An 11,935-nucleotide genomic window follows, 5' to 3' on the forward strand; every position below is an offset into this window, starting at 1 on the left:
GCAGCAATGTCGATTCCCAATCGCCAGACCACCGAGGACGTCGCCGCCGGCATCCGCCGTCGCGTCTTCCTCCATTCCATGCGCAATAATGGCGGCTATCTGAGCCAGGCCTGCTCGGCCGCCGAAAGCCTGGCGCTGCTCTATAATGAAGTGCTCAAGCTTGGTGAACCGACACTGCCAAAGGTGCCACTGCCTTTCGCGGGCGTGCCCTCGGCCGACAATCCCGATGCCTTCACCGGTGCCGGTTATCACGGCCCGTTCGCGCCGGATTATGACCGCTTCATCATCTCCCCAGCCCATTACGCGCTGGTGATCTATTCGGCGCTCATCCAGGTGGGCCGCATGGACGAGCACGCGCTCGACCACTTCAACCGCGATGGCGGATCGGTCGAAATGATCGGGGCCGAACACAGCCCCGGCATGGAAGTGACCACCGGTTCGCTGGCACAGGGCCTGTCCATGGCGTCGGGTCTGGCATGGGCGCGCAAGCGCAAGGGCGAGCCGGGCAAGGTCTGGGTCTATATGTCCGATGGCGAGTTCCAGGAGGGCCAGACCTGGGAAACCCTCGCCGCGATGAGCTACCACAACATCGACAACGTCCGCGTTATCGTCGACGTCAATCGCCAGCAATGCGACGGGGCGATGTCCTCGGTGCTTGATCTGGGCGACCTGCCGGCGCGTGTCGCCGCCTTTGGTGCCACGACACGTTCGATTGACGGTCACGATCTCGATGCTATGCGCGACGCGGCCAATTCGGCCGAGCCGGGCAAGCCGCTGGTGATCCTCGCCAATACGTCGCCGTATCAGGGCATGCCATTCCTGCAGAAGCGCTTCCCTCGACTGCACTATGTGCGCTTCAAGTCGAAAGCCGAGCGCGAAGAAATGCAAACAGCCATCGCTGCCGAGCTCGGCGTCGATCTGGCCGAAATCTGAGGGGCCGGAAAAATGGTCGAACTCGTCAACCGTCCCTATGCCAAGGCCTTCGAAACCTTCGCCACCGCCCGCCCGGAAGTGCTGTGCCTTTCGGCCGACCTCACCTCGTCCTGCGAGGTCGATGGCTTCCGCGACCGCCATCCGGACCAGTTCCTGTCGCTGGGCATGGCCGAACAGAACATGCTGAGCTTTGCCGGCGGTCTCGCCATGCAGGGTTTCCGGCCGTTCCTGCACACGTTCTCGGTGTTTCTCTATCGCCGTCCCTATGACCAGTTGGTCAATTCCATCGCCTATTCCAACCGCAAGGTTCGGCTGATGGGCTTCCTGCCGGGGATCACCACGCCGGGCGGGATTACCCATCAGGCCATCGAGGACATTTCGGTGATGCGCGCCATCCCGAACATGACCATCCTCGAAACCGGCGACGCTATCGAAGTCGAGACCGTGCTTGAAGTGGCCGATGCCATTGATGGCCCCGTCTATGTGCGCGTGCTGCGCGGCGAAGTGCCCCGCCTGTTCTCGACGCCGTTCGAGTTCAACAAGCTGCGCACCCTGTCGGAAGGCGACGACGTTCTGGTCGTCACGTCGGGCGTCTGCACCGAAGAGGCGCTGCGTGCTGCCGAGCCGCTCAATGCCCGCAATGTCGGCGTCCACCACCTGCATGTCTCGACGCTCAAGCCATTCGACCGCGATGGCCTGATCAAGGCTGCGCGCGGCAAGAAGGGCATCGTCACGCTCGAAAACCACACCATCAATGGCGGTCTGGGCTCGCTCGTGGCGGAAATCCTGGCCGAGGAAGGTCTGGGCATTCGCCTCAAGCGCCTTGGCCTCCAGGACACGTTCGCGCATGGCGCCTCCAAGCCTTACCTGATGAAGAAATATGGGCTCGACGCCAGCGCGCTGACGAATGCCATCGGTCAATTGCTCGGTCGCGATCTTGATATTGCGGATGCCGAGTTCGAAGCGGCGCGTCTTGATACCGTCCATTCGGCACAGAAGGCGGAAGCCCTCTGATGGCACGCTTTACCGTCACCTATTGGCTGGGCGCCGCTGACGAAAAGGACGCGCGCGCCCGCGCCCTCGATCTCGCTGCCGAGCAGACCGTTGAGATTCCCCGCGATATCGTCCCTGCTGGTTACGTCGAGGACGAGATTCTGGGGCGGCTGGAAGCGCTGACGCCCGGCACGGATTCCCGCGCCGGGTATCTGGCCGACATCTGTTATAGCGACGACGATGTCGGCGGCGATTTCCTGCAATTGCTCAATGTCATCTTCGGCAATTCCTCGATCAAGACGGCCACCCGCGTCGAGACGATGACGCTGTCGGATGCCATCGTTGATCTTTGCCCCGGCCCAAAATTCGGCAATGCCGGCCTGCGCGAACGCACCGGCGTTGCGACCGCGCCGCTCCTGATGTCCGCCATCAAGCCTGTCGGTCTACCCACCAGCGAGTTGGCGGCCCTCGCCCACCAGTTTGCACTGGGCGGCATGAACCTGATCAAGGACGATCACGGCCTCGCCAACCAGCACACGTCTCCCTATGAGGATCGTCTCAAGGCCTGCGTCGATGCGGTCAACGATGCCAATGCCAAGACAGGTTTTACCAGTACCTATGTGCCCAACATCACCGGTCCTGCCGTCGAAATCTTCGACCGCGCCTGGATGGCAAAGGAACTGGGCGCCGGCGCCATCATGCTGGCGCCATCGCTCGCCGGGTTCGACGTGGCGCGCACCCTGTCTGCCGATCCGGATTTTGATCTGCCGCTGGTTTCACACCCGACCTTTGGCGGCACCAATGTCATCACGCCCACCACCGGCTTTTCGCACGCCTTCTTCTTTGGCCTGCTGCAGCGGTTGATGGGGATAGACGCCGTGGTTTATCCCAATTTCGGTGGGCGTTTCGGGTTCTCGCGCGAGGAATGCCAGTCGATCATCGCGGGCTGCACCAGCGATTTCGGTGGCCTTAAGCCCATCCTGCCAGCGCCCGGCGGCGGCATGACCTTCGAGCGTATCCCCGAAATGCAGGCCACCTATGGCAATGACGTGATCTACCTGATCGGTGGCGCCCTGCTGCGCGAGAAGGCTGATCTCCCAGCAGCGTGCCGACGCCTCGCCGAAGCAGTCGGTCAGGCATAAAGCCCGGCATCCCGGATTACTTCCGGGATGCGATCACCAGGTCGGCGCGCAGCTCACGCCACCATCGACCACCAGATTTGCTCCGGTCACCCAACGCGCCGCGTCCGACGCGAGGAACAGCGCCGCATCCGCAATATCCTGCGGTGTTCCAAGGCGTTGCAGTGGGGCAGACGTCTTCCAGCGGGCCACACCTTCGGGCCAAGCGCTTTCCAACCCATCGCGGCCGATCAGGCCCGGCGAGATGGCATTGACGCGGATGCCCAGCGGCCCCAGTTCCAAGGCAGCGGCGCGCGTAAACATCAGCAGCGCCGCCTTGGACGTTGCGTAGTGGCTGTGTCCGGCTGCGGGCTGCAGCGCTTCGATGGAGGCGATGTTGACCACGCTGCCGCCCTGCCCGGCTTTGGCCAGTGCCTTGGTCAGCGCAAACGGCCCGCCGACATTGGCGTCCAGCATGGCCCGGAAATCATCGCCGGAAATATCGGTCAGCCCCGCGACCGGCTGCTGGCCGGCATTGTTGATGATGACGTCGAGCCGACCCAGCGTTGAGCGCACGCTATCGACCAGGGCGATGCATTCTGGCTCGTGTGCCAGATCGGCCTGAAAGGCCATGCCGCCGATCTCAGCCGCCAGAGCCTCGGCCGCCGCGCGGTTGGCGTGATAGTGCACGCCCACCTTGGCACCGGCAGCGGCGAAGGCGCGGGCAATGCCCTGACCAAGCCCGCCGGACGCGCCGGTGACCAGAACAACCTGACCGCTGAAATCGAACTGCGCTGTGCCCATGATCAGAGCGCCGGCAGCAGCTTGGCGAGCACGGCGCCGATCTTCTTGCCGGCAATGGCAGCGTTGGCCAAAACCTCTTCGATCGTGTCCGGCTGCTGGTCGGGTCCGCCCGTTGCTTCATTGGTGATGGCGGAAAGCCCGATCACCGGCAGGCGGATATGGGCCGCGGCAACGACTTCGAGCACCGTCGACATGCCCACGGCATCGGCGCCAGTGGCACGGTAGTAGCGGCGCTCGGCTGAGGTTTCGAGCGATGGCCCGGCCACGCCCACATAGATGCCCTGACGCAGGCTGACGCCGGCTTCTTCCGCTGCCTTGATTGTGACGCACTGCAGCGCGGGATCATAGGCCCGCGACAAATCGGGGAAGCGAACGCCGATGGCATCATCGTTGGGGCCGGTCAGCGGGTTAAGGCCTGTGAAGTTGAGATGATCTTCGATCAGCATCACATCGCCGGGACGATAATCCGGGTTCAGCGCGCCCGCCGCATTGGTGACGATCAACTGCTTGGGGCCGAGCTTGCCGAGCAGGTAGATGACCTGCGCCACGTCCTGCGGGGCCCAGCCTTCATAGAGGTGGACGCGGCCCTGCATCAGAACCGTGCGACGACCGAACAGATCGCCGATCACCAATTGGCCCTTGTGACCCGGGGCTGTCGAGACCGGGAAACCGGCGATTTCGCCATAAGAGATGAAAGTCGGATTGACCACGGCATCGGCCAGATGGCCGAGGCCCGAGCCCAGAACAATGGCGGTATCGCATGGCGCCCCAACCCGATCGGCAATGGAAGCATAGGCGGCGTCAAGCCGGGCAAGCGGGCTTTGGGTCATCAGAATTCTCCGTAAAATCAGGCAATGCTGGCTTTGATCCGCGGCACCAGTGCCTGAACCTCAGCCAGCGTGTCGGCGATATTGAGATGGGTCAGCACGCCATCGCGCACCACCTGCTCACCACCGAGAAAAACGTGTCGCACATCGGATTTGGCGGTCGAATAGACCAGATGTGTCAGCGGATCGAATAGCGGCACCGCGTGCGGGCGCTTGAGATCGAGCAGCACCATGTCGGCGAGCTTGCCCACTTCGAGCGAACCGATCCGGTCCGCCGCATTCAGCGCCTTGGCACCGTTGATGGTGACCATGGCCAGCGCCTCGCGCGTGCTGACCACCTGAGCATCGGCGGCGACGGCCTTGTGCAGCGTCGCGGCCAGTCGCAGCGCCATCCACATGTCGAGGTCATTGCCGGAGATCGCGCCGTCGGTCCCGAGAGTGACATTGACGCCGGCCTTGAGCATATCCGGCACGCGTGCGAAGCCCGAGGCGAGCTTGAGGTTGGACATGGGGTTATGCGACACCGTCGCGCCGCGCTTGGCCAGGATCTCGATCTCGGCATCGTCTAGATGCACGCAATGGGCGAACACCGAGCGATCATTGATCAGCCCATGATGCTCCAGATGCTGCACAACCGGCCGCCCATAGCGCGTCTCGATATCGGCGCGCTCGGCCACGGTTTCCGCGACATGGGTGCAGAACAGGCCACCATACTTTTCGGCGATGGCGTAGGCAGTCTTCAGATGTTCCGGCGAGACGGTGTAGGTGCCATGGGGTAGCACGGCCGGGAATACGTCATCCGCATCGCCGAACTCTTCAAAAAACGCCTCTGCGATGGCCTCGCGCTGCGCCTGGCTTTGTCCGTTGACGCCGGGATAATCAAAGAAGATGCCGCCGGTCGATACGCGCACCCCGACATCGCGCGCCGCGCGGACGGTCTCGCCGGGGAACCAGAACATGTCCATGACGGTGGTGACGCCACCCAACAGCAGTTCGGCAAATCCCAGAACCGAGCCCAGATGCGTCGTCTGCGGGTTGAGGATGGCCGCCTCGGCTTTCCACACGGTCTGGAGCCATGGCTCAAGCTTGAGGTCTTCGACCAGCCCGCGGAACAGGCTGTCGGCGGCGTGGCAATGGGTGTTGATCAGCCCCGGCATCAGCAGCATGCCCGAGGCGTCGATCACGCGCCTGGCCTGCCCTTCCATGGCCGACAGCGTTTCGGCCGAGGCGATGTGGGAGATCTTGCCGTTGCTGACCGCGACACCGCCGCGCTCGATAACGGTATTGGCGCCATCGGCGGCCACAACCAGCGCATTGGTGATGATCAGGTCGGTCATGTCTGCCTCACGCGGTCTTGGACTTGCGCCACGCCGACAGGCCGATCAGCACGATCAGCGTCGCCAGATAGGGCATCACGTCGGTGAATTGCTGCGGCAGGCCAACGCCCTGAATGCGGAAGGACAGGCTATCCACAAAACCGAACAGCAGCGCGATGAACAGCACATAGAGCGGCCGCCCGCGGGTCAGCAATACAGCCACGACGGCGATCCAGCCGCGCCCTGCGCTCATGTTTTCAACGAACAGATTGACGTTGGCGATGGACAATTGCGCCCCGGCAAGGCCGCATAGCGCCCCGCACAGCACCAGCGCCCAGAGCCGCACGCCCTGTACGCTGACGCCGCCGGAGGCGAGGCCGGTCGGGTTTTCACCCGCCGCGCGCAGGCGCAGCCCCAAACGGTGATGGGCAAAGAACCATTGCAGCGCAAAGGCGGCGATCACCGCGAAGTAGAACAGGGCCGATTGCCCGTTCAGCAGCGGTCCCAGCACGGGAATGTCGCGCAGCAGCGGGATGTCGATGCCCGAAAAGCCCTTGATGCCCGGATCGCGAAACGCGCCGGAAACACCAAAGATCGCACGCAGCAGATAGACGGTGACACCGGCGGCCAACAGGTTGAGCGCGATGGACACCACGATTGCATCGCCCTTGCGGCGCAGGCTGAACTCGGCAAACAGCAGGCCCATGACCACGCCGCCCGCAATCGCCGTCAGCGCGCCCCACCAGGGCGAGCCGAAGAGATAGGAGCCGAGCACGGCGCAGAACGCACCGACCAGAATGAAGCCTTCAAGCGCGATGTTGAACACACCGGCGCGCTCGCAAATGGCGCCGCCCAAGGCCGCCAGCAGGATGGGCGTGAGGAAACGTGGCACCGATTGAAGGAAGGCGGGGTCCAGCAGCAGATCAATGCCCATTGTCATCCTCCCGGCCAGCCAGGTTCACGCCCGAAATGCGACCGGCCACAAACAGGATGATCACCGCCTGCATGATGAGGCCAATCTCCTTGGGCACGTCGGCCGTGCGCTCCATACCGGCAGCTCCAGTCTGGATGGCGGCGAAAAAGAAGCCGGAAATCGGCACGGCCCATGGCACCATGCCCACCAGCAGAACCGCGATAATGCCGACCCACGCGTAAAGCGGTTGCACCAGCATGCCGTCGGTAAAGCGATGATGCAGCCCATAGACGGCCAGCGCGCCGACAAGTCCCGCAATGGCGCCGCTCAGTAGCAGTGTCTGCAGCACGATGCGCTTGACCGGCAGGCCGGAGGCGCGGGTGAATTCCGGCGCCAAGCCATTCATGCGGGCTCGATAACCCGGCACGGTGCTGGACGAATAGATGATGGCCAGGATCGCCACGACCACGATGAACAGCACGCCCATATCCAGCCGCGTACCGGGGAACAGCGGTAGCCAGACGGCATCGGGCACCAGATGGGTTTGCGGCAGGCCTGACGCGACGTCGCGGAACGGGTAACTGACGAAGTAGGACGCGAGATAGCGCGCGGGATAGTTCAGCAGCAGTGAGCCGATCAGCAGCGGCACCCCGACATAGAGCTGCATCATGCCCGCCAGCACGGCCCACAGCCCGCCCGCAGCCATTGCCGCGACAATGCCGGCGATGATGACGAGCCAACCGGGCCCCGGCAGGTAGATGCCGACCAGCGCGGCAACCAGTCCGCCGACCACCAGTTGGCCTTCGCCGCCAATATTGAACAGGCCCGCCCGGAAACTGATCATCACCGCCAGCGCCATGCCGACGATCAATGTGGCGCGGCTCAACGTGGTCATCAGATAGGCTAGGTTCCGGCCACCGAAGGCGCCGTTGAAAAATCCGCTCACCGCTTCGCCGAAATCGGCATTGGCGATCAACATCAATGCGAGCAGGATACCAAAAATCCAGGCCAGCACGGCCAGCCAGGGCAAGAGGCGGGTGCGAAAATCGAGTTCCATCTAGGCCACCTGCTCAAGCTTAGCGCGCGAGGTCATCATGGCGCCGATGGCCAGACGATCTGCGTTGGCGGCAGCAACTTCGCCCGCAATCCGACCTTCGTAAAGCACCAGAATGCGGTCCGACAGCGCCAGCACTTCATCGAGTTCGGTAGAGACCAGCAGGATAGCGTGGCCGGCGTCGCGCATGCGGATCAGCTCGCGGTGAATGAAGTCCGAGGCGCCGATATCGACACCCCAGGTAGGGTTTTCGGCAATGATGAGTGGGGTGGCACGGGAGAGTTCGCGGCCGACCACCAGCTTTTGTTTGTTGCCGCCCGACATCGAGGATGACCGCGCGCTGGGCCCAGCCACCCTGATCCGATAGCGGGCAATCAGGTCGCGCGCAAAATCGGCCATTGCGGCGCGTTTCAGCATCAATCCACGGCGGAAAGTACTGGTGCCCTCGCGGCCGACGGCGGCGTTTTCACTGACGGTTGCTTCGAGTGCCAGACCGACGCGTTGCCGGTCGGCCGGAATGTAGCTCATGCCCAAAGTGCGCCGTGCGCCAACATCGAGTCCACGCAGGCTTTTGCCCAAAAGGGATACCTCGCCGGCAGCCGTCGCGCGCAGTCCGACCAGCGCTTCGATCAACTGGGTTTGCCCATTGCCGGAAATGCCTGCGATGCCGACAACCTCGCCGCGCCGGACCGAGAAGCTGACGGGCGCCGATAGCCTGTCGCCGCTTGTCTGAAGTGCGTCCACCGATAGCACCACGTCACCGGCAGGCGCCGCGCCGCGCGTCAGGGGCGCAGGCAGATCGCCGCCAATGATGCCGCGCGCGATCTCATCCTTGCTGGTCTCAGCCACTGGGAAGCTGGAAATAAGCTTGCCTGCGCGCATGACGCTGACGCGGTCGGCAATCTGCATGACCTCATCGAGCTTGTGGGTGATCAGCGCGATGGCTTTGCCGCTGCTGCGGAAATTGCGCAGGATCTGGAACAGGCTCTCGGTTTCCTGCGGCGTCAAAACGGCGGTGGGTTCGTCAAGGATCAGCAGCGCAGCATCGCGATAGAGGACTTTAAGGATTTCGACGATCTGGCGCTCGCTGACCGACAGATCGGCGATGCGTTTGTCGGCATCGACGCCGATGCCATAGGTGTCGGCAATGGTTTTCAACCGCGCGCGGGCCGTGCCGAACTTGACGGCGCCCAGCGCATTGACCGGCTCGCTGCACAGCACGAGATTTTCCAGCACGGTCATGGAATCCTGCAGCATGAAATGCTGATGCACCATGCCCAGACCATGGGCGATGGCGTCTTGCGGGGTGCGCCAGCGCTTGGCGACGCCATCGATGCTGATGGTGCCCGAAGCGGGCTTGATCAGCCCGAAGGCGACGTTCATCACCGTGCTTTTGCCGGCGCCGTTTTCACCGACGACGGCGTGAATTTCGCCCGGCGCGAAATGCAGCGAGACATCATCCACGGCGACCAAGGACCCAAACCGCACTGTGATGCCGGACAGATCAACCTGCATGCTACGCCGCTTCCTAAAAACAAAAAGCCCGCCGCCCGTGGACCGGGCGGCAGGCTATAGGCAATCGCTTATTGAGCGAACATTGGATCGGCGACGACCAGCGAGCCGCTTTCGATCTCAGCGGCAACCGCGCGTACGCGGGCCAGAACGTCGGGCATATTGGCGATCAGGCACTGGCTATCGGCCAGACCTTCATCTTCGAGCCCGATGATCGACATGCCGCCTTCCTTGAGGCCGAGAGCAAGCGTCAGCTGCTTTTCACCAGCTTCGATGCCTTCGACGGCGGCGATGATGGCGTTGTCGACGCGCTTGAGCGTACCGGACACCATGTGCTCCGGGTCTTCTGGGCAGAGGTTCACGTCAACGGCGAAGGCCTTGAAGTTGACTTCCTTGGCCGCTTCAAACACGCCGAAATCGCCGCCCGAGGTCGCCGTGAAGATCACGTCGGAACCGGCCGCGCGCAGTGCCAGGGCCTGTTCCTTGGCGCGCACTGGATCGGCAAATGGATTTTCACCGCCAACCCAACGGATATCGACGCCGACATCTGGCTTTTCTGCCTTGGCGCCAGCGGCATAGCCGTCCGTGTAGCGGTGCAGGAATGGAATATCGAGCGCGCTGACGACACCGACCTTGTTGGTCTCGGTCAGCATGCTGGCGGCGACGCCGAGCAGATAGGTCGCCTCATGTTCGCGGAACATGGCGCAGTGGACGTTGTCCGGGCGGTTTTCGATGCACTGGTCAACGATCAGGAACTGCGTATCGGGCGCGGTTGGCGCCAGTTCGGTGACGATGTCGTTGAACTCAAAGCCAGCCATGATGATGATGGTGGCGCCTTCATTGATGGCCGCCTCCACGTTTTCGCGGCGCGATGCAGCGTTGGAGCTTTCAAAGGTCTGCGCTTTGGCGCCAGCCTTGGCGGCAGCGGCTTCAGTGCCGGTCTGCCCCATCTTGAGGAACGCGTTCACCCCGATCACGTCGGGCGAAACATAGACAAACAGCTTGTCCTGCGCCTGCGCGGCTCCCGCCAAACCGGCAAGGCCAAATGCCGTACCCACCAGAAGCGATTTCCAGGATGTCATTTATGCGATCCTCCAGATCATTGTCTGCCGTCGATGCACCAGAAAAACCCGCAAAACCAGACTTTTCTTGCACCGATAAACCCGTGGCGCTGCCCGTCTAGCCGCCGCTTACAGGAGAACAATGCCTTTGACATGAGTCAAGCCTGTTTTTACATTCGTCAGCACTATCAGCAATTGTCTAAGTTACGAAGGAAGAGCCCCGCCATGACGCCAGAATGGTTCATTGCCGGCCCCACTGCCACCGAATTTTATACCCCTGAACGCTGCCACATCACCGAGCTGATGAATTCGCCGCTGTCGCCAGAAACCTCGCTGGCCGTGGCCCGCGTCGAGCCCGGCGTGACCACGCAGCTGCACAGCCTTACCGGCGTCACCGAGCGCTATGTCGTGCGCAAGGGAGAAGGTGTCGTTGAGGTGGACGGCGTGACCACGCCGCTGGTCGTCGGTGCGCAGGCTGTCATTGGCGCTGGCGTATCGCAGCGCATCACCAATACCGGCACGACCGATCTGGAGTTCTATTGCCTCTGCACGCCGCGCTTCATGCCGGAGAGCTACGTCAATCTGGAAGGTGACGACTAGGCGCAACGCAATAGCGGCGCCAGATGGGGCGCCGCTATTGGTGAAACGATTGGAGCCTTAGAGCCCAGCGGCCGCCTTGTCGCAGAACACATGAACATTGTGGTGGCGATGCAGCGCCGAGGCGGGGCAGTCAATGCTTGGGTCAGCGTGGAAAGCGCGGTGAAGCGCTTCGGCCTTGTGCGCGCCAGTGACAACCAGCACGATTTCGCGCGCGTCCAAAATGGAGCCGATGCCCATCGTGGCGGCGGTTGGGGGCACGGCCTCGCCCGGTGGGAAATCGACGGCATTGGCACTTTGGGTCGACGCCGTCAGCGCCACTTCGCGGGTGCGGCTATCGAAGGGCGAGCCGGGTTCGTTGAACCCGATATGGCCATTGCGGCCGATGCCCAGCAATTGCAGGTCAATGCCGCCAGCGGTGGCAATGGCCTGTTCATAGGCAGCACAGGCCGCTGCAATGTCGCCGCCCGCAACTTCGGGCAGGCGCGCGGCGCCGGGCGCGAAGTCGACGTGATTGAACAGGTGCTGCTTCATATAGGTGGCAAAGGAAGCCGGGTGATCGGCGGCCAATCCGACATATTCATCAAGATTGAAGGCCTTCGCCTGCGCCAGCGAGAAGCCGCCCTTTTCGTAGAGGGCGACAAGATCGGCATAAATGGCGCGGAAAGTATTGCCGGTGGCAAGGCCAAGCGTCAGCTTCGGCTTGGCCTGAATAGCCTGCGCCACATGCTGGGCAACAGCGCTAGAAACGGCAGCTGCGTCTTCAAGCGTGGTGATGGTCGGTTCGGTCATAGCTATTCTTAGTCC

Annotated in this window: 12 protein-coding genes; 4 read left to right on the plus strand and 8 right to left on the minus strand. The window is 62.8% G+C overall.

Annotated features, from left to right (window positions below):
• The first annotated feature begins 6 nt into the window (after positions 1-6).
• Genes ABIE28_RS14400 through ABIE28_RS14410 form a run of 3 tightly spaced genes read left to right on the plus strand, consistent with a single transcriptional unit; the run spans position 7 to position 3,068 of the window.
• Positions 7-933: a transketolase gene (locus ABIE28_RS14400; protein WP_354064066.1), complete on the plus strand. Its 927-nt coding sequence runs from the start codon at positions 7-9 to the stop codon at positions 931-933.
• 12 nt (positions 934-945) lie between these two features.
• Positions 946-1,947, plus strand: a complete 1,002-nt coding sequence (locus ABIE28_RS14405) for a transketolase family protein (protein ID WP_354064068.1) — start codon at positions 946-948, stop codon at positions 1,945-1,947.
• Entirely contained in the window at positions 1,947-3,068 is a 1,122-nt protein-coding gene (locus ABIE28_RS14410; RefSeq protein WP_354064070.1) for a RuBisCO large subunit C-terminal-like domain-containing protein, read from the plus strand. Before ABIE28_RS14405 ends, ABIE28_RS14410 begins: the two co-directional genes overlap by 1 nt.
• 33 nt (positions 3,069-3,101) lie before the next feature.
• Here the strand turns inward: ABIE28_RS14410 and ABIE28_RS14415 are convergent, their stop codons facing one another.
• The 7 genes from ABIE28_RS14415 to ABIE28_RS14445 all read right to left on the minus strand — a co-directional run bounded on the left by ABIE28_RS14415 (position 3,102) and on the right by ABIE28_RS14445 (position 10,552).
• Positions 3,102-3,848, minus strand: coding sequence for an SDR family NAD(P)-dependent oxidoreductase (locus ABIE28_RS14415; protein ID WP_354064072.1), 747 nt, complete (start codon positions 3,846-3,848; stop codon positions 3,102-3,104).
• A gap of 2 nt (positions 3,849-3,850) precedes the next feature.
• A complete protein-coding gene (locus ABIE28_RS14420) occupies positions 3,851-4,678 on the minus strand; it encodes a purine-nucleoside phosphorylase (protein WP_354064073.1) in 828 nt (275 codons plus the stop codon).
• A gap of 17 nt (positions 4,679-4,695) precedes the next feature.
• Complete coding sequence (locus tag ABIE28_RS14425; RefSeq protein WP_354064075.1) at positions 4,696-6,012, minus strand: amidohydrolase family protein; 1,317 nt, start codon at positions 6,010-6,012, stop codon at positions 4,696-4,698.
• A gap of 7 nt (positions 6,013-6,019) precedes the next feature.
• Positions 6,020-6,925 (minus strand): ABC transporter permease, encoded by a 906-nt coding sequence (locus ABIE28_RS14430; RefSeq protein WP_354064077.1) that lies wholly within the window; start codon positions 6,923-6,925, stop codon positions 6,020-6,022.
• Positions 6,915-7,961: an ABC transporter permease gene (locus tag ABIE28_RS14435; protein ID WP_354064079.1), complete on the minus strand. Its 1,047-nt coding sequence runs from the start codon at positions 7,959-7,961 to the stop codon at positions 6,915-6,917. Before ABIE28_RS14435 ends, ABIE28_RS14430 begins: the two co-directional genes overlap by 11 nt.
• On the minus strand, positions 7,962-9,473 hold the full coding sequence (locus ABIE28_RS14440; RefSeq protein ID WP_354064081.1) for an ABC transporter ATP-binding protein: 1,512 nt from the start codon (positions 9,471-9,473) through the stop codon (positions 7,962-7,964).
• 68 nt (positions 9,474-9,541) lie between these two features.
• A complete protein-coding gene (locus ABIE28_RS14445; RefSeq protein WP_354064083.1) occupies positions 9,542-10,552 on the minus strand; it encodes a BMP family ABC transporter substrate-binding protein in 1,011 nt (336 codons plus the stop codon).
• 204 nt (positions 10,553-10,756) lie between these two features.
• Here ABIE28_RS14445 and ABIE28_RS14450 point away from each other — a divergent pair, with 204 nt between their 5' ends.
• Positions 10,757-11,131: a cupin domain-containing protein gene (locus ABIE28_RS14450; RefSeq protein ID WP_354064085.1), complete on the plus strand. Its 375-nt coding sequence runs from the start codon at positions 10,757-10,759 to the stop codon at positions 11,129-11,131.
• A 57-nt stretch (positions 11,132-11,188) separates the two neighbouring features.
• Here the strand turns inward: ABIE28_RS14450 and ABIE28_RS14455 are convergent, their stop codons facing one another.
• The gene (locus ABIE28_RS14455) at positions 11,189-11,920 is read right to left on the minus strand and encodes a glucosamine-6-phosphate deaminase (RefSeq protein ID WP_354064087.1); all 732 of its coding nucleotides are present in this window, start codon (positions 11,918-11,920) and stop codon (positions 11,189-11,191) included.
• Positions 11,921-11,935: the final 15 nt, after the last annotated feature.

This window comes from Devosia sp. 2618, assembly GCF_040546815.1.
GTDB lineage: Bacteria > Pseudomonadota > Alphaproteobacteria > Rhizobiales > Devosiaceae > Devosia.

Excerpts from the sequence above, each read along its gene's own strand:
- ABIE28_RS14400 (WP_354064066.1), top strand. The coding sequence starts at position 7 with ATGTCGATTCCCAATCGCCAGACCACCGAGGACGTCGCCGCCGGCATC.
- ABIE28_RS14405 (WP_354064068.1), top strand. The coding sequence starts at position 946 with ATGGTCGAACTCGTCAACCGTCCCTATGCCAAGGCCTTCGAAACCTTC.
- ABIE28_RS14410 (WP_354064070.1), top strand. The coding sequence starts at position 1,947 with ATGGCACGCTTTACCGTCACCTATTGGCTGGGCGCCGCTGACGAAAAG.
- ABIE28_RS14415 (WP_354064072.1), bottom strand. The coding sequence starts at position 3,848 with ATGGGCACAGCGCAGTTCGATTTCAGCGGTCAGGTTGTTCTGGTCACC.
- ABIE28_RS14420 (WP_354064073.1), bottom strand. The coding sequence starts at position 4,678 with ATGACCCAAAGCCCGCTTGCCCGGCTTGACGCCGCCTATGCTTCCATT.
- ABIE28_RS14425 (WP_354064075.1), bottom strand. The coding sequence starts at position 6,012 with ATGACCGACCTGATCATCACCAATGCGCTGGTTGTGGCCGCCGATGGC.
- ABIE28_RS14430 (WP_354064077.1), bottom strand. The coding sequence starts at position 6,925 with ATGGGCATTGATCTGCTGCTGGACCCCGCCTTCCTTCAATCGGTGCCA.
- ABIE28_RS14435 (WP_354064079.1), bottom strand. The coding sequence starts at position 7,961 with ATGGAACTCGATTTTCGCACCCGCCTCTTGCCCTGGCTGGCCGTGCTG.
- ABIE28_RS14440 (WP_354064081.1), bottom strand. The coding sequence starts at position 9,473 with ATGCAGGTTGATCTGTCCGGCATCACAGTGCGGTTTGGGTCCTTGGTC.
- ABIE28_RS14445 (WP_354064083.1), bottom strand. The coding sequence starts at position 10,552 with ATGACATCCTGGAAATCGCTTCTGGTGGGTACGGCATTTGGCCTTGCC.
- ABIE28_RS14450 (WP_354064085.1), top strand. The coding sequence starts at position 10,757 with ATGACGCCAGAATGGTTCATTGCCGGCCCCACTGCCACCGAATTTTAT.
- ABIE28_RS14455 (WP_354064087.1), bottom strand. The coding sequence starts at position 11,920 with ATGACCGAACCGACCATCACCACGCTTGAAGACGCAGCTGCCGTTTCT.